At 52.4% G+C, this 19,026-nt stretch carries 21 protein-coding genes and 1 tRNA gene; 8 read left to right on the forward strand and 14 right to left on the reverse strand.

Features of this window, described 5'->3' with window-relative positions; translation table 11 throughout:
* Nucleotides 1–39 precede the first annotated feature (39 nt).
* The 4 genes from gatC (at nucleotide 40) to D5366_RS11025 (ending at nucleotide 3,455) form a co-directional block, all read left to right on the forward strand.
* Complete coding sequence (gene gatC, locus D5366_RS11010) at nucleotides 40–327, forward strand: Asp-tRNA(Asn)/Glu-tRNA(Gln) amidotransferase subunit GatC (RefSeq protein ID WP_141493678.1); 288 nt, start codon at nucleotides 40–42, stop codon at nucleotides 325–327.
* Nucleotides 327–1,814 carry an Asp-tRNA(Asn)/Glu-tRNA(Gln) amidotransferase subunit GatA gene (gene gatA, locus D5366_RS11015; RefSeq protein WP_141493679.1) on the forward strand — a complete coding sequence of 496 codons (1,488 nt, stop codon included), beginning with the start codon at nucleotides 327–329 and terminating at the stop codon, nucleotides 1,812–1,814. Before gatC ends, gatA begins: the two co-directional genes overlap by 1 nt.
* Entirely contained in the window at nucleotides 1,811–3,268 is a 1,458-nt protein-coding gene (gene gatB / locus D5366_RS11020; RefSeq protein WP_141493680.1) for an Asp-tRNA(Asn)/Glu-tRNA(Gln) amidotransferase subunit GatB, read from the forward strand. Before gatA ends, gatB begins: the two co-directional genes overlap by 4 nt.
* 95 nt (nucleotides 3,269–3,363) lie before the next feature.
* Nucleotides 3,364–3,455: transfer RNA gene (locus D5366_RS11025), tRNA-Ser, on the forward strand.
* 106 nt (nucleotides 3,456–3,561) lie between these two features.
* Here D5366_RS11025 and D5366_RS11030 read toward each other — a convergent pair.
* From D5366_RS11030 to D5366_RS11055, 6 genes are all read right to left on the reverse strand, one after another.
* A complete protein-coding gene (locus tag D5366_RS11030; protein ID WP_141493681.1) occupies nucleotides 3,562–3,891 on the reverse strand; it encodes a DMT family transporter in 330 nt (109 codons plus the stop codon).
* 63 nt (nucleotides 3,892–3,954) lie between these two features.
* Entirely contained in the window at nucleotides 3,955–4,695 is a 741-nt protein-coding gene (locus D5366_RS11035) for a transglycosylase SLT domain-containing protein (protein ID WP_141493682.1), read from the reverse strand.
* Between the two features lie 50 nt (nucleotides 4,696–4,745).
* Nucleotides 4,746–6,533, reverse strand: a complete 1,788-nt coding sequence (locus tag D5366_RS11040; protein ID WP_141493683.1) for an aminopeptidase P family protein — start codon at nucleotides 6,531–6,533, stop codon at nucleotides 4,746–4,748.
* Between the two features lie 9 nt (nucleotides 6,534–6,542).
* On the reverse strand, nucleotides 6,543–7,070 hold the full coding sequence (locus D5366_RS11045; protein ID WP_170211093.1) for a GNAT family N-acetyltransferase: 528 nt from the start codon (nucleotides 7,068–7,070) through the stop codon (nucleotides 6,543–6,545).
* Complete coding sequence (locus tag D5366_RS11050) at nucleotides 7,063–7,965, reverse strand: 50S ribosomal protein L11 methyltransferase (RefSeq protein ID WP_141493960.1); 903 nt, start codon at nucleotides 7,963–7,965, stop codon at nucleotides 7,063–7,065. Before D5366_RS11050 ends, D5366_RS11045 begins: the two co-directional genes overlap by 8 nt.
* Nucleotides 7,965–10,205 (reverse strand): ATP-dependent helicase, encoded by a 2,241-nt coding sequence (locus tag D5366_RS11055; protein ID WP_141493684.1) that lies wholly within the window; start codon nucleotides 10,203–10,205, stop codon nucleotides 7,965–7,967. The genes D5366_RS11050 and D5366_RS11055 overlap by 1 nt, the downstream gene beginning before the upstream one ends.
* A 27-nt stretch (nucleotides 10,206–10,232) precedes the next feature.
* Here D5366_RS11055 and D5366_RS11060 point away from each other — a divergent pair, with 27 nt between their 5' ends.
* Nucleotides 10,233–10,925 carry a JAB domain-containing protein gene (locus tag D5366_RS11060; protein WP_141493685.1) on the forward strand — a complete coding sequence of 231 codons (693 nt, stop codon included), beginning with the start codon at nucleotides 10,233–10,235 and terminating at the stop codon, nucleotides 10,923–10,925.
* 9 nt (nucleotides 10,926–10,934) lie between these two features.
* Nucleotides 10,935–11,627, forward strand: coding sequence for a RadC family protein (gene radC / locus D5366_RS11065; protein WP_141493686.1), 693 nt, complete (start codon nucleotides 10,935–10,937; stop codon nucleotides 11,625–11,627).
* Nucleotides 11,628–11,671: 44 nt separating this feature from the next.
* Here radC and D5366_RS11070 read toward each other — a convergent pair whose 3' ends face one another.
* The 6 genes from D5366_RS11070 to rpmE all read right to left on the reverse strand — a co-directional run bounded on the left by D5366_RS11070 (nucleotide 11,672) and on the right by rpmE (nucleotide 15,328).
* Complete coding sequence (locus tag D5366_RS11070) at nucleotides 11,672–12,793, reverse strand: 5-(carboxyamino)imidazole ribonucleotide synthase (protein ID WP_141493687.1); 1,122 nt, start codon at nucleotides 12,791–12,793, stop codon at nucleotides 11,672–11,674.
* On the reverse strand, nucleotides 12,790–13,314 hold the full coding sequence (purE, locus tag D5366_RS11075; protein WP_141493688.1) for a 5-(carboxyamino)imidazole ribonucleotide mutase: 525 nt from the start codon (nucleotides 13,312–13,314) through the stop codon (nucleotides 12,790–12,792). Before purE ends, D5366_RS11070 begins: the two co-directional genes overlap by 4 nt.
* A gap of 53 nt (nucleotides 13,315–13,367) precedes the next feature.
* Nucleotides 13,368–13,568, reverse strand: a complete 201-nt coding sequence (locus tag D5366_RS11080) for a YdcH family protein (protein ID WP_141493689.1) — start codon at nucleotides 13,566–13,568, stop codon at nucleotides 13,368–13,370.
* Nucleotides 13,569–13,672: 104 nt separating this feature from the next.
* Nucleotides 13,673–14,254 carry a DUF1013 domain-containing protein gene (locus D5366_RS11085; RefSeq protein ID WP_141493690.1) on the reverse strand — a complete coding sequence of 194 codons (582 nt, stop codon included), beginning with the start codon at nucleotides 14,252–14,254 and terminating at the stop codon, nucleotides 13,673–13,675.
* A gap of 229 nt (nucleotides 14,255–14,483) precedes the next feature.
* Nucleotides 14,484–14,939 carry an Hsp20 family protein gene (locus D5366_RS11090; RefSeq protein ID WP_141493691.1) on the reverse strand — a complete coding sequence of 152 codons (456 nt, stop codon included), beginning with the start codon at nucleotides 14,937–14,939 and terminating at the stop codon, nucleotides 14,484–14,486.
* A 164-nt stretch (nucleotides 14,940–15,103) separates the two neighbouring features.
* A complete protein-coding gene (gene rpmE / locus D5366_RS11095; RefSeq protein WP_068172002.1) occupies nucleotides 15,104–15,328 on the reverse strand; it encodes a 50S ribosomal protein L31 in 225 nt (74 codons plus the stop codon).
* A 199-nt stretch (nucleotides 15,329–15,527) separates the two neighbouring features.
* On the opposite strand from rpmE, the gene mscL reads away from it, so the two are divergent.
* Complete coding sequence (gene mscL, locus D5366_RS11100) at nucleotides 15,528–15,980, forward strand: large conductance mechanosensitive channel protein MscL (RefSeq protein ID WP_141493692.1); 453 nt, start codon at nucleotides 15,528–15,530, stop codon at nucleotides 15,978–15,980.
* 10 nt (nucleotides 15,981–15,990) lie between these two features.
* A complete protein-coding gene (locus D5366_RS11105) occupies nucleotides 15,991–16,347 on the forward strand; it encodes a hypothetical protein (RefSeq protein ID WP_141493693.1) in 357 nt (118 codons plus the stop codon).
* 82 nt (nucleotides 16,348–16,429) lie between these two features.
* Here the strand turns inward: D5366_RS11105 and secF are convergent, their stop codons facing one another.
* Together secF and secD are read right to left on the reverse strand one after the other, a co-directional pair.
* Nucleotides 16,430–17,362 (reverse strand): protein translocase subunit SecF, encoded by a 933-nt coding sequence (gene secF / locus D5366_RS11110; RefSeq protein ID WP_141493694.1) that lies wholly within the window; start codon nucleotides 17,360–17,362, stop codon nucleotides 16,430–16,432.
* A 5-nt stretch (nucleotides 17,363–17,367) separates the two neighbouring features.
* Entirely contained in the window at nucleotides 17,368–18,909 is a 1,542-nt protein-coding gene (gene secD / locus D5366_RS11115; RefSeq protein ID WP_141493961.1) for a protein translocase subunit SecD, read from the reverse strand.
* Nucleotides 18,910–19,026: the final 117 nt, after the last annotated feature.

A 19,026-nucleotide genomic window follows, 5' to 3' on the forward strand; every position in this document is an offset into this window, starting at 1 on the left:
GAAAAGCCACTCTTAATTTTCTCTCACTCGGGAATCTTCATGTCGCTCGACGCGAAAACGGTTTTACGTACTGCCAGACTGGCACGTATTGGTCTTGCTCCCGCCGAAGTGGAAGCCCTGCAAAAAGATATGGGCTCCATCATCGATTGGGTTGAGCAACTTAACGAACTGGACGTCTCAGATGTCCCGCCAATGATTGGCACAGGCCTCGCGCAACCACGCCTGCGCGAAGACCGCATTACGGATGGTGAACGCCCCGACGACGTTCTGTCCAACGCACCCGACCGTGAAGGTCCGTATTTCACCGTGCCGAAGGTCGTTGAATAATGTCTACTCCTTTTGATTACACTCTCGCTTCGGCACGTGACGCTCTTCGCGCACGCAAAATCTCGGCGCGTGAACTAACCGAAGCGCATCTCTCGGCTATTGAACGTCTCGATGGTTCGCTCAACAGCTTCATCACCACAACACCGGAAAGCGCGCTGAAAGCTGCTGATGCGGCCGATGCCACTTTGGCCAAAGGTGAGGGCGGGGAACTGTGTGGCTTACCGCTCGGTATCAAGGATCTGTTCTGCACGAACGGCACCCGCACCACAGCGGCCAGCAACATCCTGCGCGATTTCGTACCACCTTACGAAAGTACAGTAACCAGCAACCTGCTGCGTGATGGCGCTGTTTTTCTGGGTAAACTGAACCTAGACGAATTTGCTATGGGTTCCGGCAATCTGAACTCCGCATTCGGCCCCGCTATTAACCCATGGAAACGCAATGGATCAGACGAAAATCTGGTTCCCGGCGGCTCTTCCGGTGGCTCCGCCGCAGCCGTCGCGGCTGGCCTCGTCTTGGGAGCAACTGGCACGGATACCGGCGGCTCCATTCGCCAGCCGGCTGCTTACACAGGCATCGCAGGTATCAAACCGACTTACGGTCGCTGCTCACGCTTTGGCACAATCGCTTTTGCCAGTTCGCTCGACCAAGCTGGCCCAATGGCGAAAAACCTTCAGGATTGCGCAATTCTTTTGCGCTCCATGGCTGGTTTCGATCAGCGCGATTCCACAAGCGTCGATACACCTGTGCCGAATTACGAAGCAGCCCTGAACCGCGGCGTCAAAGGTCTTCGTGTTGGCATTCCGAAAGAATACCACGCCGATGGCCTACCTGCTGAAATAGAGGCACTATGGCAGCAAGGCATCAATTGGCTACGGGAAGCTGGCGCAGAAATTAAAGAAGTTTCTCTGCCACATACAAAGTACGGCTTGCCTACCTATTACATCGCGGCCCTTGCTGAAGCATCGTCCAATCTTGCGCGTTATGACGGCCTTCGTTTCGGCTCACGTGTAAAGGCTGATTCCCTCGATGCCATGTATGAAGCCAGTCGCGCTGCAGGCTTCGGTGAAGAGGTGAAGCGCCGCATTCTGCTTGGTACGCACGTCCTCTCGTCAGGATACTACGACGCGTATTACCTCCGCGCTCAGAAGGTCCGCACACTCATCCAGCAAGACTTCCTGAAAGCTTATGAGGATGTAGACGTTCTCTTAACGCCTACAGCACCATCCAGTGCTTTTGCCCTGAATGAAAAACCGTCTGACCCCGTTCAGATGTACCTCAACGACGTCTTTACTGTCCCTGCAAGCATGGCAGGCGTACCCGCCCTGTCAGTACCTGCCGGGCTGGACGGGCAGGGGCTGCCACTGGGCTTGCAGCTCATCGGCAAGTTCTTTGATGAAGAAACGCTGATTGCCGCTGGCCACGTGCTGGAGCAAGCCGCCTCCTTCACGCACCGACCAACCATTCACGCAGGGAACCCAGCATGAGCACCGTTATCACTGGCAACACCGGCGACTGGGAAATCGTTGTCGGCCTCGAAGTCCACGCGCAGGTCATAAGCCAAGCCAAGCTGTTCTCAGGGGCCTCTGCCACTTATGGTGGTGAGCCAAACACGCATGTGAGCCTTGTGGATGCGGGATTCCCGGGCATGCTTCCCGTTCTGAACCACGAATGCGTTGCTCAGGCAGTGCGTACTGGTTTGGGTTTGAACGCAGAGATTAATCTCTTCAGCCGCTTTGACCGTAAAAATTACTTCTACGCTGACTTGCCAACCGGCTACCAAATTAGCCAGTTTGCTCACCCTATTGTAGGCAAGGGCGTCGTAGTCGTTGATCTAGCAGACGGTAGCAGCCGCGAAATCGGTGTGACACGCCTCCATCTTGAACAAGATGCAGGCAAGTCGATCCACGACCAAGACCCAACGCGCTCCTTCATTGACTTGAACCGCGCTGGCGTTGCGCTGATGGAAATTGTTAGTGAGCCCGATATTCGCTCCCCGGAAGAGGCCGGCGCATATCTTCGCAAACTACGCCAAATTCTGCGCTATATCGGTACGTGTGACGGCAACATGGAAGAAGGCTCCATGCGCGCTGACGTTAACGTCTCTGTACGTCGCCCGGGAGAGGAAGGCTTCCGCACACGCTGCGAAATCAAGAACGTAAACTCTATTCGCTACGTAATGCAGTCCATTGAAGTAGAGGCACGCCGCCAAGTCGAAATCTGGGAGAACGGCGGTGAAGTTGATCAGGAAACGCGCCTGTTCGACCATGTGCGCTCCGAAACGCGCTCTTTGCGCAGCAAGGAAGACGCTCATGACTACCGCTACTTCCCAGACCCAGACCTCCTGCCACTGGAAATTGAACAATCTTGGGTGGACGAACTAAAGGCAGCCCTGCCAGAACTGCCCGAAGACAAGCGTACACGCTTAGAAAAAGAATACGGCATCTCGCGTTATGAATCCGGCGTTCTGACGGCAGAGCAGGCAGTCGCTGATTTTTATGAGACCGTTGCCAAAAATGCAGATGCTCGTTTAGCGACAAACTGGATTTTGGGGGACTTCTTCGGTGCGCTTAACCGTACAGGCCGTACCATTGAAGATAGCCCTGTCAGCGCAGAAAACCTACGCGAACTTCTTAGCCTAATCTCCGATTCAACCATTAACGGCAAGATCGCAAAAGAAGTTCTGGAAGACATGGTTGAGACGGGCGATTCTGCGAGCGCCATTGTCGAACGCAAAGGCCTGCGTCAAGTCACTGACACAGGGGCAATTGAAGAAGCCATTAATGCCATCCTCGAAGCAAATGCAGATAAGGTTGAGCAATATAAGAGCGGTAAGGACAAGCTCTTCGGCTTCTTCGTCGGGCAATCCATGAAGGCCATGAAGGGCAAAGCAAACCCTGCATTGGTCAATGACGTGCTTCGTAAGTTGCTTGATGCATAATTTTTAAAAAAAAGTGCTCTAGGGGGTTTGACCTGCAAGGATTTTCCCCCTAGTAACACTCCTGCAAACGCCGTGTAAAAAACCGCGTAACAAGCGGAGGGGTGGCCGAGAGGCTGAAGGCGGCGGTTTGCTAAACCGTTATACTAGGAAACTGGTATCGTGGGTTCGAATCCCATCCCCTCCGCCACGCAGTTCTCATAAAGAGAACAAAAAACTCCAAAAAATATATACGCTTATTGGGGCGGAAATTTCAAAAGAATGCCCCGATTACGGCAGGAGCCATGCTTCATCGCCTAGTGACTGCCCGTTTTTGAAAAAACGTTGATAACAATCACGCCCGCGATAATGAGTCCCATACCGATAAGGGCAGGGACATCAAGCTTCTGACCTTGAAACACCCACGCAACGGCAGAAATAAAAATAATCCCTACGCCGGACCAAATTGCGTACGCAATGCCGGTTGGCATATCTTTCAAGGCCAATGATAGTGCGTAGAAAGCTATGATGTAGCCACAAGCAACGAAAAAAGTAGGCACGATCTTCGTAAAGCCACCGCTTTGCTTCAGCAGCGAGGTCGCAAATGTCTCCGCAACAATTGCGATCATAAGATAAATATACGTCATAAATAGCTCCCTCGGATCCCATTACCCCATTGCACATAGTTGGGTAAATCGGTGATGGGACCTCTATTGCCGCCATAAGCGCGTAGGTACCATGCGATAAGCAGCAAGTGTACGCCCTTTTTGTGCATCTACCGGCACTGATAGTACAGATCCTCGCATCACGGGGAACCTATGCAGCCCCCCAGATGTCGCCACCCAAACATGAGGGACGATAACCTGCGGTCCAGTATTAGTCATTATGACCTGCGGTAAAAAGTCCGGTGGCCTGTAAGAGTCCTCTCTTTTATTCCAAACCGCATAAACATGCCGTGCATAGTCCGGCCCCAAAGATGGAGTTAATGAATGATACGCGGCAGTTGCTGCAAACCATCCGTGCTGTTGCGTATTAAGAGTTTTTAAAAATTGTGCCGCATAGCGCGCGTTCGTTAATGGATCAAACGCTTGATCCAGCGTTTCGAATGCATCCGCGTGGTGATGCAGGTTAACCTGCAAACACCCAACATCGATCGATTGGATGCCTTGCTGACGAAAATTTTGCACGGCGGAAATTGCATCCGCCTTACGTTCAAAAAAATACCCTTTACCCGCCGCGTTTACAGTCCACGGCCAAGCGGTACGAGAGGTATTCGAGGAAATGTGGCGGCCACTCTCAATTGTGCTGATCGCGGTGAGCAGACCACTTGGCAGGCCGAACTCCCTTTCTACTGACTGGGTAGCCGCAGCGCATAACGTTGCGTCACTATCGTGCGCGTGAGCAATCTCAGCAGAAAGAAAAAAAGCCGTGAAAATAAAACGCCGTCTCATGCGCTTTATTCTTCACGGTCTCCCTTTAAAAAACTCTTAATAAATGCGCATCAAACCGCAAAAATTGGCTTACAAATACCTTCTAACCAAGCCTGTTCGTCCGTATTCAGGGCCGGCCCGACACGTTTTAAAACCTCTTGATGATAGGCGTTAAGCCATTCCAGTTCCTTGTCGTCCAGCAAAGACGCATCAATCAGTGCGGGGTCGATAGGGACGTAGGTCAGGACCTCAAAAGACGAAAATGCTCTTTTTGACTTTGCCGCTTTTTCAGCTTCGATCACCAGAAGGAGGTTCTCGATACGAATACCAAACGCCCCTTGCTCGTAATAGCCCGGTTCGTTGGAAACGATCATGCCGTTCACCAACCCCGTAGGACGGGGTGCTGGAGAGATATTTTGCGGCCCTTCATGTACCGACAAATAGTTGCCTATGCCGTGACCCGTACCGTGGTCATAATCTAACCCGACATCCCACAAGGCTGCACGTGCCAGAGCGTCTAAGCGAAAGCCCGGTGTTCCCGTTGGGAAACGAACAAGGCTCAACGCAATGTTACCTTTCAGGACACGCGTAAAAGCGTCTTTTACATCAGCGGGGGCTGCCTCAGGTCCGATCCAGACAGTGCGGGTAATATCCGTTGTCCCGAACGGATACTGACCCCCGCTATCGATCAGATAGACGCTATTGGCCGGAAGAACACTGTCACGACCCACTTCCGCTTTATAATGCGGGAAAGCAGCATTCCCGCCCGATGCAGAAATTGCATCAAAACTTTGCCCACGATATTCATCGTTCTGGGCGCGGAAATCATTTAAGCGCGCTACCAAATCCGTTTCACGCTGACCTGCCGCCGATTGCGTAAGCGAATATAAGAAACGCGTTACGGCGACTGCATCCAAAGCATGCGCTCTACGAGAGCCATTCTGCTCAGCAGAGTTTTTAATAGCTTTTGGCAAAGTGCAAGGGTCGGGGGCATGAACAATTTCCGCACCATGCGCCACGAGAATTGTCTCAAACCATACCGGGGTCGTTGTCGGGTCTACGCGCACAACGCTGCCACCAAGTTCAGCCAAGCTTATAGCCAGATCCTGAGGTGAACGGACGGCCACATGCTCACCAAGTATCTGGAGCAAACCAGATTGCAAACGTGTACCATCGACGAAAAGCTCAACACTGGCGTCGGCCTTAAGGACAGCATAACCCTGCGCCACGGGCGTAAGGGGAACGTCGTCCCCACGAATATTCAGCAACCATGCCAGAGACGTGCAATCTGCCAACACAACGGCATCTTGCCCATTTTTTTGAAGGGCTTGAGCGATTTTTAAACGTTTATCGGCTGAAGTTTCGCCTGCATCTGCGTCAGATTGAGGAAAAATCTCACTGCCTGGTGCCGCAGGTTGGTCGGCCCATGCGCGATCAATTGGGTTCGCCGTTAGAGGTACAAAAGTTACCCCAGGCGCTGCCCATGAATTCAACATAGCGCGGCTCACAAGCTTGGGGTCATAGCCCACACACAAACCTTGCGCATTCTTTTCCAGCCATTCGCAAGCTGGCTCTTCTACGCTGTGACAGCGCTCCCATATGTCATGCGGTGCCTGTTGTTCCATTTGGACGGTATACCGTCCATCCGAAAACAAACCTGCTTTCGCGGAGAGCACAATTGCCAAACCAGCACTGCCTGTAAAGCCACTCAACCAAGCCAAGCGTTCGGCGTAAGGGGCAACATATTCACCAAGAAACTCATCACCGCGTGGCAATATGAACCCGTCAACACTTGCATCATGACAAGCGCTTCTAACGGCAGCAATACGTTCAGACAAGGAGAGCGCAAACGTCATCATTTAAAACTTTCACAGGTCGTTTGTTGTAGTCAGACAGAGCGTCATAAAAAGCAGGTCAAGCCAGCGGCCCTGCTTGTACCCTACTTGAGGTAATACCCCTGAAGGCTGGAACCCAAAGCGCTTATGCAAAGCTTCAGACGCCACGTTACCAGCAGCAATACCGGCAACCATCACATGAATATTTTTCTGGCGTGCGCTTTCTATCAGGGCAGTCAAAAGTAACGCACCGACACCTTTGCCCTGATGGCTTGCCGCAACGTAAACCGAATGTTCAACGGTGCGGGCGTAGCCTTCATACGGGCGGAAGGGGCCGTATGAACCAAACCCGATGGTTTGCCCCTCCGTGTCACACGCCACAATAACAGGATACCCTGCTTCTTGGCGTTGCTCCATCCAAACCCGGCGTTGATCTAACGTGAGAGGGGTGTTCATCCACAAAGTATCTGTATGCAAAATGGCATGGTTGGTGATTTCGAGAATAACCTCCAAATCACCTTCATGCGCGGCACGCAGCGTTATGGTGGACTTTTCAACCACGCTTGCGCACAACCAGCGTTGCCCATTCGCCTTCGCGCAGCATTGCCTCTAATACAAGACCCTGTGCGCGATGCGCGGCAAGAACCATTCTAGCTTGCGTCGCAAGGAGACCTGCCAGAATGGCGGTTCCGCCCGGAGCTAGACGCGCAGCGAGGGAAGGGGCCATACGGCACAGAGGTCGGGCCAAAATATTCGCAAAGACGAGATCATAAGAGCCCCGGCGCACCGCAGGCGTAAGCCAGCCATTCCCAAACCGACAATCGAGCAGGTGGCCCAATCCGTTAAGCTGTGCGTTCATCTTGGCTGTCCGGACAGACCAAGGTTCTATATCTACAGCTAAAACAGGCTTGTGCAGCAATTTGGCTGCGGCCATGGCCAAAATCCCGGACCCGCAACCCATATCTAAAATACGCTGAGGCTTACGGTGCGCAATGCGTTCAAGAGCCCGCAAACAACCGCGCGTAGAACCGTGCTCCCCCGAACCAAACGCAATTCCTGCGTCTAATGTTATCGTCAGACGTGAACGGTCAGGCGCACCGTGCAAATGCGTGCCGCGAATTGCAAAGCGCCGACCGACATCTTGTTGGGGGAAGGACTCATAGGTACGGGCTAACCAACCTTCAGCTTCGGTCGCTTCACGCAGCAAAGGAGCGTCTTCACCCGTGAGAACCCGCGCAACAGCGAGCGCATTCTGCAAGTCGTCTTCACGATGACCAATATCCTTGACCCCTTCAAGGCGCCAGTATTTTTGTTCATCATCGGCTTCAAACATGCCCACAGTTTCACAAGCACACGCAAGTGCTTGCTCAAAGAGCGGAACGTGCTCTTCGAGTACCGTAATGGAGATTGTTTCCAATTGCGTCGCATGGCGGCGACCAACGCTCCGAGGAGCCATCATGAACAAATCTCCACAAAATTGGCCATCACCCGCCGTACTCCACCATTCTCAAAATTAATTTCCAACCGCTCGCCATCTACAGCCAGCACGACACCTTCGCCAAATTTCGCATGGAACACAGATGTCCCCGGCGGCATTCGCGCAGCGGCCAACGCACCCTGCGATGGACGCACTGGCCGCGCCGCAGCAGGACGCTGCGCAACAACAGGGCCCGAGGCAAAGACTGAATCTCTCTGCTGCGAAAACCCACCACGCCCCGCGCCGTACCCATGCTCCGCTCTATAGCCGGAATGCTGTACATAACGGGAAGGTATTTCGTCAATGAAACGACTTGGAATAGACGACTGCCAATTCGCAAAAATACGCCGCCGCGCTGCGTGCAACACCAAAGCACGCAAACGGGCTCTTGTTAGTGCGACATAAGCTAGGCGCCGTTCTTCCTCTAACGCGTTATTGCCGCCTTCATCCAGAGCGCGCTGCGAGGGGAACACACCTTCCTCCCAACCGGGCAAAAATACCGTGTCAAATTCAAGGCCTTTTGCACCGTGAATAGTCATTAGGCTCACCCGCTCGGTTTCGGACGCTTCATTTTCGACATCCATAACCAGCGCAACGTGCTCTAAAAACGCCTCTAACGTTGCAAAATCTCCCATTGCACGTAGCAATTCGCGGATATTCTCTAATCGGCCCGGCGCTTCAACAGACCGGTCGTCGCGCCACATCTGGAGATAGCCCGTGTCTTCCAAAAGCTTTTCTACGGCAACGATATGACCCTCTACAGGTAAACGCTCTTTCGCCTCTGCAAAAGCGTCCATCAGTGCTTGCAAAGCCAAGCCTGATTTCCCCTTTAAATCTTTAGTTTCCAAGCGCTCCTTAACAGCTTTTTGCAGTGACCCAGCTCCGGCCATGGCATGCAAACGAAGCTTTTGTAGCGCTACTGAGCCAACGCCTCTTTTCGGTGTATTTACAATCCGCTCAAAAGCAAGATCGTCCGAGACTTGAGTCAACGCGCGCATGTAAGCCAGACAATCTCTGATTTCAGCACGCTCATAGAAGCGCAGACCGCCGACAATCCGGTAAGGGATCCCGGTAGCAAGCAAACGTTCTTCAAACGGTCGCGTCTGGAACCCAGCGCGCATCAAAATAGCCATTTCGGCCAGTGAGTGCCCTTCGCGACGTAGACGCTCAACTGTCTTCGCAACAACCGACGCCTCTTCCTCGGAATCCGAGGCGCCAATAATGCGTACTTTTTCACCGGATGCGTCTTCTTTTCCTGGCCTGAGCGTTTTACCTAAACGGCCATCGTTATGAGCAATCAGTCCGGACGCTGCTGCCAAAATTTGCTCTGTAGAGCGATAATTCCGCTCCAGCCGCACGATCTCAGCTCCCGGGAAATCTCTCTCAAAACGTAAAATATTTTCAACCTCAGCACCGCGCCATGAATAGATCGACTGATCGTCATCCCCAACGCAAGCAATATTGGAAACACCATCAGCTCGTTTGGCAAGGAGCCTGAGCCACATGTACTGGATCGTGTTGGTATCTTGGTACTCATCCACTAAAATATAGCGGAACATGCGGTGATACTGCTCAAGCACACTCGGCTGGCTGCGCAGGATTTCTACCATGTGCAGCATCAAATCTCCGAAATCGCAGGCATTGAGCGCGATGAGCCGGTCCTGATATGCCTTGTAAATAGAAACTGCGTGCCCGTTGGCGAAGTCCGTATTCTCAGCAACACCGACGCGATCAGGGGTTAATCCTCTGTCTTTCCAGCGCTGGATAATACCCATCAATTGGTTTGCGGGCCAACGCTTCGTGTCAAGCCGAAACGGCTCCATAACCTGCTTGAGAAGACGGATCTGATCATCCGTATCGATAATATTAAAGCCCGTTTGCAGGCCAACATACTCAGCATGACGGCGTAACATTCGTGCGCAAATCGCATGGAATGTTCCTAACCAAAGGCCTTCGACAGGCTCCCCCATCAAGACCTCAACACGCTCGCGCATTTCCTTGGCGGCCTTGTTGGTGAAGGTCACAGCGAGAATTTGGCGCGGATATGCCCGCCCGGTCAGCAGAATATGGGCGAAACGTGTCGTTAGAACGCGCGTCTTGCCTGTTCCCGCACCGGCGAGAATCAAGAGCGGCCCTTCGGTCGTTTCAATAGCTTTGCGCTGCTCTGGGTTGAGGCGCGTCAGATAATCAGGGAGGGGGGAAGAAAGATCTTGCGGCACAGAGGCAATATAGAGTGTGATGCTGGCATGGCCAACACTTATCCGACACCCCCTCTTACAAAGGGCACCGGGCCGCAAGGGCACCGAGCACGCATGAGGGCGCGCGTCATGAGCGCCGGTGCAGAAACATTGGCCGATTATGAATTACTTGAGATGCTGCTTTTTCTTGGTATAGCTCGGCGCGACACTAAGCCCCTTGCCAAAGGCTTGCTCTCCGAGTTCGGTAGTTTAATCAATGTCTTCCGCGCTCCGACTGTTGCCCTGCGTCAATTTGGCCTCAATGACGCAACAATCCGTGCCTTGCGTATGCCCGCGATTGGTGCCGAGCGCCTTGCCGCAGCTGAGCATAAAAAACATGTTACGCTCGGTGATTGGTCGCAGCTAACAACGTACCTTGAAAAGGGGCTTGAAGGGGCAAAACCGCAACAATGTCGTATATTATTTCTGGACAACCGAAATCGACTTCTGGCTGACGAAGCATCGCCGGACGAAAATAACCCAGACGCCCAACGCCGTGGCATTCTTCGAAGGGCACTTACGCTGAATGCCACAGCCTTGATCGGCCTTTTCGTCTACCCCACCGGAAAAGAAGATAATCTCAGCACAATAGCCCGCGCACTTACAAGCACAGCCCATAGTCTTGCCATCGCAGTGCACGACTTCCTAATAATTCAACCGGGCTCTACACCGCGCAGCATGCGCCAAGAGGGACGGCTGTAACAAAACCTCATGACCCTTCTCACCAAGGCTTTGCCTACAGAGGCGCTAAGCGCAGTAACGGACATTGACCTAGCCCTGACAACCGGTAGGGGCCGACATCTTTCAGACGAGGTATTGATCGCGGCTTTTATCGGCGCGATAACGGGGCGGCCCAATGATGATTTGTGCCACGCGCTCACAGTACGCTTCGCATCTCTAGCCAATGTTCTTTCGGCCAATGCGCGCGAACTTGAAAGTATGCATGATATTGGCACACATGTAGTGCCCATGCTTAAATTATTAAAAGAAGCATCAATTCGATATAATAAAGAACGAATACCTGATGAAGATATTCTCGATAACGAAGAAAAATTAATAGATTATTTAAGCGCACGTCTATCCCGCGAAAATATTGAGCAATTCCGTGTTTTATTTTTGAATGAAAAGAAAATCCTCATAAAGGATGAGGCTCAAGCTAGGGGCACTGTAAACCATACGCCCGTCTACCCCAGAGAAGTTGCACGTCGTGCGATGGAACTGGACGCCGCCGGCGTAATCCTTGTCCACAACCATCCCAGCGGCGACCCTACGCCTTCTGAAGCAGATTTAACCATGACAAGGCACGTCAAGACAGCCCTAGATGCCGTCGGGACCCAGCTGATCGACCATTTGATTATTGGAAATGGCGTACATGTCAGTTTTAGAAAACAGAAGCTTTTCTAGAAAAACAGCCAACCCTCGCTAGAAGGTTGGCTGCCAGAATACCTCTACTTCGGAAGAATGCTGCTCAACGCCAATTCACCTGGAAGCGCACCCTTCGGAAAAATCGTATTCACGTGCCCCATTTTACGGCCAACCCGGGCATCATTTTTCCCGTATAAGTGCAGCGCTGCACCCTCAGCCGCCAAAATTGACGGAACACGAGCCATATCGTCCGGACCAATCAAATTGTGCATGATTGCATCTGAATGGCGCGTCGCAGGTGGTAACGGCAGACCCGTCACCGCCCGAATATGCATCTCAAACTGGTCCACCAAGCACGCATTCATAGTCCAATGCCCGGAGTTGTGCGGGCGAGGGGCAATTTCGTTTACAAGCAATGTTCCATCAAATGCATGAAACATCTCTACGCCCATCAGCCCAACAAGAGCCAACTCCTCCGCTATTTTCGTAGCCATATTTTGAGCTTCGTAAGCCAAGGCAGGCTCAATAGGAGCGGGTGCTAGGGTAATATCTAATATTCCATCACGGTGGCGGTTTTCCACCGTATCGAAACACCTTACCTGACCATCCAAGCCCCGTGCGACCATCACACTAAGCTCGCGCGCAAAATCGATCTTTTTTTCCGCGACGAGTGGGTAGGGTAGGTCGGCCAATTCCGACAATTCTTCAGCATTAGCAACCCGGAACTGACCCTTGCCGTCGTAACCGAAACGGGTCGTCTTCAAAATTACCGGGAAACCGAAATCCGGCAGTTTCTCTAGGTCTTCTGGCCCGTTAATCACCAACCAAGGAGCCAGAGCCACGCCTGCTTTTGCTAGGCGCGTCTTTTCCAATATTCTATCTTGGCTCACTTGCAAGATTGCCCCGCTAGGCCTTACGGGGCGATAGTGCTCTAATAAAGCCAAACCCTCTGCGCTGACATTTTCAAACTCAAACGTCACAACGTCGCATTTTTCTGCGAACGCTTTCAGGGTGTCCGGATCATCGTAGGAGCCTATAGTAGCGGAAGCTGCAACCTCAATAGCAGGGCTTGTCGCCGCGGTATTGAGAATATGCACACGGTAGCCCAATCGAGCGGCAGCCATAGCAGACATACGCCCAAGTTGACCGCCACCGACGATGCCAATTGTCCGACCGGGCGGAAACACTTCAGCCGAGGCGCTCATTCTACCGGAACATCCCCAACAGCAGCCGTCTGGGTGGAGCGCCACGCATCCAATCGCGCGGCTAATTCTGGATCTGCCAACGATAGGATTGATGCCGCCAGAAGTCCGGCATTCTTTGCGCCAGCTTTGCCAATGGCCAGTGTACCAACTGGTACGCCGCCTGGCATTTGAACGATAGACAGCAGACTGTCCTGACCACGCAAAGCATGGCTTTCGACCGGCACGCCAAGGACCGGCAAACTGGTCCAAGCGGCGCACATACCGGGCAAGTGAGCCGCACCACCAGCTCCGGCAATAACAACGTGTAAGCCGCGGTCGCGTGCTGTGCGTGCATATTCCGCTAACCGGTCAGGCGTTCTATGCGCCGAGACAATGCGGCGCTCATGTGCAATGCCCAACATATCCAAGACATCGCATGCATGTTTCATGGTTTCCCAGTCAGACTGGCTTCCCATAATCACACCAACACGCACAGGAGTGTCAGCAACAAAGATTTCGGTCTTGTTTAGAGTCTGGCTCATGCTCAGGCGTAAACTTTTCTAATGAACGGCAGAGAAGGACGAAAACCTAGTTCTCAGGCAATATCGTCTGGAATAAGGCGGGTCTCAATCCACGAAATCTCATCTTTAAGCTGCAATTTACGCTTTTTAAGGCGGTGAATTTGCAGCTGATTAAGAGGGTGACTGATTAGCCGTTCAATAACCGTGTTCAAATCGCGATGCTCGCTCCGAAGTTCATGCAAGCGACGCAACATCAAACTATCATCTGTGATCACGGTATGCCCTCCTAACGCTTCATCAAATCATGAACGACGAGACACAAACTCTATCCAGAACAGAAAAACGGAGCCATGCCTAAGCTTGGCCCCGCTCGATAAATTTACTCTTCGTCGTTACGTACTGAAAACGCATCAACGACAGGCAGTGCCTGTCCTTCACGGGCCAAGCGATCATTTGCGGCAGCAACAGCTGCATTTAAGTCAGTCTGAGTGCATAGCCCCAGAATAACGGGGTCACGTGGCTTGATATTTGGGCTATTCCAGTGCTGACGGTCGCGCACCTTGATAATGGTATCTTTGGTAGTACCGAGCAATTTGACGATCTGCGTTTCAGCAAGCTGCGGGAACTGGCGCAGTACAAACGCAATCGCGTCGGGACGGTCATTGCGCTTGGCAACTGGCGTGTAGCGCGCGCCCTTGGCACGGCGTTTAACGGGGCTTGCAGCGGAAGAGATTTTTAAACGCGCGTCAGGGTTTGATTCGCAACGCTTGATCTCAAGTGCCGTTAACTGGTGATTTTTGACCGGGTCGTAACCGTTAATGCCAGCAGCAACTTCGCCGTCCGCGATCGCCTGCACCTCAAGAGGGTGCATTCCGCAAAATTCAGCGATCTGTATAAAAGTCAGGCCTGTTTTTTCGATCAGCCATACAGCTGTAGCTTTAGGCATCAGTGGCAGGGTCATGTCGTGCGTTCCTTCAGGGGGCGCTAGAGTGCCAGCAAACGCAGGCACCTAGCGGAAGACCCGGAGGGCAGACCCGCTCGGGAACATAATCGCGGCACCTGCAGGATGCACAGCGATAGTGTTTTCCCTATGGGCCAGTAGCCCTATGCAGGTCAAGCGTTAACGCACAACTTACCCCTGAAATACGCCAATTCTTGTAGTATCTAGGCAAAATGGGGTGGACGCGCACTCAGTAAGGCAAGGGCAGTAGACTATTCTTTTCATCGCCTGTTGAGAGTGGGATAATTTTCACCCTGCGCTCCTGCGGTAAAATCTGCTTTATTTTTATAGTAAGGAGGCCGTTAGCAAGTTGAGCTCCGGACACCTCACTATAAGGGCCGAGCGCAAAGCGTTTTTCAAACGAACGCATAGCTATGCCCCTATACATGAGAGTTGAGGTGTCAGTGTTCACTGCGCCTGCCCCCCTAATAATTAAGACATCTTCCTCATGCGTTACAGAGACGTCTTGCGGGGCAAAGCCTGCGAGTGCCATGGTTACAACATATTCGGACTGTCCGGTCTTTTCGATATTGTATGGCGGGTAGCTGACATTCTTCTTTGCACTCCCCAAAGCACAGTTCGCTAAGTGGGCAAAGTGGTCAAACCCTATTGCGCTTCGCAGCAAGGGTGAAAAATCGTAATTCATGGAACCTCCTATCTGGCAGGCTTGGCTTACGTCACAGCCCCAAAGCGGCGGCCGGACTTCCAAAGCATTGTGAATTGACCTGCATCAGCAGCGTCAGCCACAGTTTCGAGATAGGAAAAAAAATCGCCCCTACAAGAGGGGCGATCGAAAAGCTCGTAAGCTTATTACTTGCGTGTGCCGATACCAGCAAAACGCTTGTTGAACTTGGCAACCTGACCACCTGTGTCAAGCATACGCTGAACGCCCGTCCATGCTGGATGAGACTTGGGGTCAACGTCGAGGCGCAGCGTTGCACCTGGCTTGCCGTAGCAAGAACGTGTCTTGTACTCGGTGCCATCTGTCTGGATGACGGTGATTTCGTGGTAGTCGGGGTGGATGTCGGACTTCATGATTTCTCACTCCATAACGTAATGCCCCGATACCGACCGGAGCGACTTAGTTGGGCCATATAACGGAATTGTTCGTCAGATGAAAGAAGAGTTTTCTGCGTTTTTTCGTATCTTTTGCGGATAATGCCATTCTCTTTTAAGAAACCATGATGCTTTCGTACCGTTCCAATGCGAACACCCTTAAATTTAGGAGAGTCAATTGAGCGATTCCAAGCACGCCATTCACACACCGGGCTGGGTAGGCGATTTTCAAAAATTCATCATGCGCGGCAATGTCCTTGATCTCGCGATCGGTGTTGTCGTCGGTGCTGCGTTTACAGCTATCGTCAACAGCGCGGTTAAAGACCTTATTACACCAATCATCGGCCTCTTGACCGGCGGCGTAGATTTCAGCAACATTTTCGTCACGCTCAAAGGCCAGCATTTCGCTACTCTGGAAGAAGCTCAAAAAGCTGGCGCCGTCACACTGAACATCGGCGTTTTCCTGAACGCTGTTATTCAGTTCCTGATCATCGCCTTCTTTGTTTTCTGGGTCATCCGTATCATTGGCAAGCTCTACCGCAAGAAGGAAGAAGCACCTGCAGCACCACCAGCACCAAGCAAAGAAGCTGTCCTGCTTACCGAAATTCGGGACCTGCTCGCAAACCGCTAAGAGCGTCTGAATGGATTGGGCGTTTTCTTGCCGCAAGGGTCTTACCCTTGCGGCTATTCTTGTTTTTGGGCCTGCATCTTTGTCAGGGTGTTCTGACCTACAAACACGCTACCAATCTATAAGCACATCGCCAAATGCGCCCCTCTATACCTATCTTATTATTCACGGCATGGCCCGTGGTGCCTTAATGTCAGGGCAAATTCAGCCTAAAGATCTAACCGACCTCATCGCGCTGGACCACAAAGCTCAAAGCGCAGTAATGAGGGCGCTGCAAACCCACATACAAAAACATGATATGAAGCCGGGTCAGGCTGATACAGATGCGGACACGGCACTATCGGCATTCTTAGCTTACGTTTCACGCTGATATGCTGCGCCAAGCAGCATCAAAAAAGGCCGCCTCTCATAAAGAGAAGCGGCCTTTTCTTTACGTTTGAAAACTCAAACTGTCACTCGCCTGAAGGGCGCAGTCTATTTTTGCCCAAAAGCAGCAAAAGCGGCGCCGCAATAAAAATTGACGATGACGTACCGACGACGATGCCAAAGAGCATGACTGTAGCAAAACCCGTAAGCGTGCTGCCGCCAAACAGCGCCAATGGAAGGGCCGCAAGGAAAACCGTCATAGACGTTCCAAGCGTTCTGTTTAGTGTCTCGTTAATTGACAAGTCCAACACTTCACGCAGCGGCATTGTCCGGTATTTGCGCAAATTTTCACGTATCCGGTCATACACAACGACTTTATCGTTGGTCGAGTAGCCCAGAATAGTGAGTAATGCAGCGACCATAACCAAGTCGAACTCAAAGCGCGTAATCGCTAAAAAACCGACTGTCTTGGTAAGGTCCAGGATCAATGTCAGCACCGCACTGATTGCAAACTCGCGCTCAAAGCGTACCCATATGTAAACGAGAATCATCGCAAGGCTCAGGCCCAGAGCCAGGAGACCATTGCGAAACAACTCATGGGACACAGAGGCGCCAACTGCATCTGCACGTTGAATCTGCGTGCCGGGAGCAGCTTTAGACAGCGTATCCTTGACCCGGTCTACGACCTGTTGCGTACGCGCTTCCCGGTCTGCCCCTTCTGGAGCACTCACCGATATACGTACGTCTCGATCAGAACCAAATGCCTGAACCGCGTCGGGGTGAATACCGGCCTGATCCAACGCAGCACGCAACTGGTTGATATTTGCAGGCGCTGCAGTTTGGGCCTCAACAACAATCCCACCGCGAAAATCCAACCCGAGCTTTAGACCGGGTTGGAAAAACAGGAGCAATGATGCAACCGAAAGTACCGCCGAAACGACCAAACCCATGTGGCGCCCGCGCATAAACGCAATGCGTCGGTCATCTCGGACAAAACGAAAAAGAGGACGAGAGAGCATGGCGTTCAGACCGGCAATTTAGAGGGACGGGTCACGGCATACCACCGCACAATTAACAACCGTGAGAATACCAAGGTTGTGAACAGCGTTGTGGCAATACCAATCGTGATTGTCAGAGCAAAGTTCTTAACCGGGCCCGTACCAAAAACGAACAGCATAACGTGAGCGAGAAAAGCCGTCGCATTACTGTCGATAATGGTGCCTGTTGCCCGATCAAAACCAGCCTGCAGTGCTTGCAAGACACCCCGGCCACGCTGCACTTCTTCACGGATACGCTCGTTGATTAGGATATTGGCGTCAACGGCCATACCCAGTGTCAGGAGCATCCCTGCCATACCTGGCAGCGTCAGCGTCGCTTGGAACAAAGACAGAATGCCCACCATCAATACCAGGTTGGCTAGCAGCGCGATGTCAGCATAAAGGCCAAAACGGGCATAGAACAGCACCATAAAGACGACAACTAGGACAAACCCTGCTGCAAGGCTGATAACACCCGCATGAATGGAAGCAGCCCCCAAACTTGGCCCGATACTACGCTGCTCAATCACGGCCAACGGCGCCGGAAGTGCGCCAGCGCGCAACAGCAACGCAAGGTCAGAAGCGCTTCTGGCATCAAAGCCTCCGGTGATCTGGCCGCTACCTGCTGTTATCGGGTTAATGATATTCGGCGCTTCAATAACTTTGTTATCGAGCACAATTGCGAAACGACGACCAACATTCGCTCTTGTAACATTACCAAAAGCGCTAGCACCGGTGCTGTTCAACTGGAACGTAACCGCCCATCCGCCAGATTGTTGGTCAATAACAGCACCGGCATTGGTTAAGTCGGTACCATCAACATCAACATGATCTTGCACAGCCAGCTGCGTGTGGGTGCTGATGTCTTCCAACATCGTTGAACCGGGCGATGCAGCAGTTGGGTTCGGTGCCAAAAGACGGAACGTCAGGCGAGCCGTCGTACCCAGAAGGGTTTTAATGCGCTCAGGGTCAGAGACACCCGGCAGTTCAACAACAATCCGGTCATCACCCTCACGGGCGATACTTGGATCGATAGCGCCCGTCGCATCTATACGGCGTCGAACAATTTCAATCGATTGCGCGACTGCGTCTCGTGCACGAGCCAGCATTGCATCATGCTGGAGCACCAAATCAACACGTTCGCCTGTCGCTGCAACTTCAAATTCATTGGGTACAGCCGTAGGAACGGACTTCAAAGCTGCGAGAACAGCATCCCGCTCAGAATCAGCACGCAGCGTAAAGCTCAAACGCTGAGTGCTGTCATCACGCACGAAGTCCTTGTAACCCAGTCCATGATCCAACAGCGTCTGGCGCGTCTGATCCTGCAGACTAAGCAAACGGTCATGCTCCAACGACTTTAAGTCAAGTTGCAGCAGCAGATAGGAGCCACCCTTCAAATCCAACCCAAGGTGAATCTGTCTCCAGGGCAGGGACGATGAAGGAGCTTTGAGGAAATTAGGCAAGCAAAGCAGAACGCCAAGCAGGCAGACACCTGCGACGCCGAGCAATCTTAGCCGACTATAGTACATCATGACGGAGCGGGACGTCCTCGGCTGAATTAGGTCAACGAATTCAAATATGCGGCAGAGCCACGGTACATGGCCGGGACCATGCCTATTCTCACCACACGATGCAACCTTTCTGCA

This window comes from Neokomagataea tanensis, from assembly GCF_006542335.1.
GTDB classification, from domain to species: domain Bacteria; phylum Pseudomonadota; class Alphaproteobacteria; order Acetobacterales; family Acetobacteraceae; genus Gluconobacter; species Gluconobacter tanensis.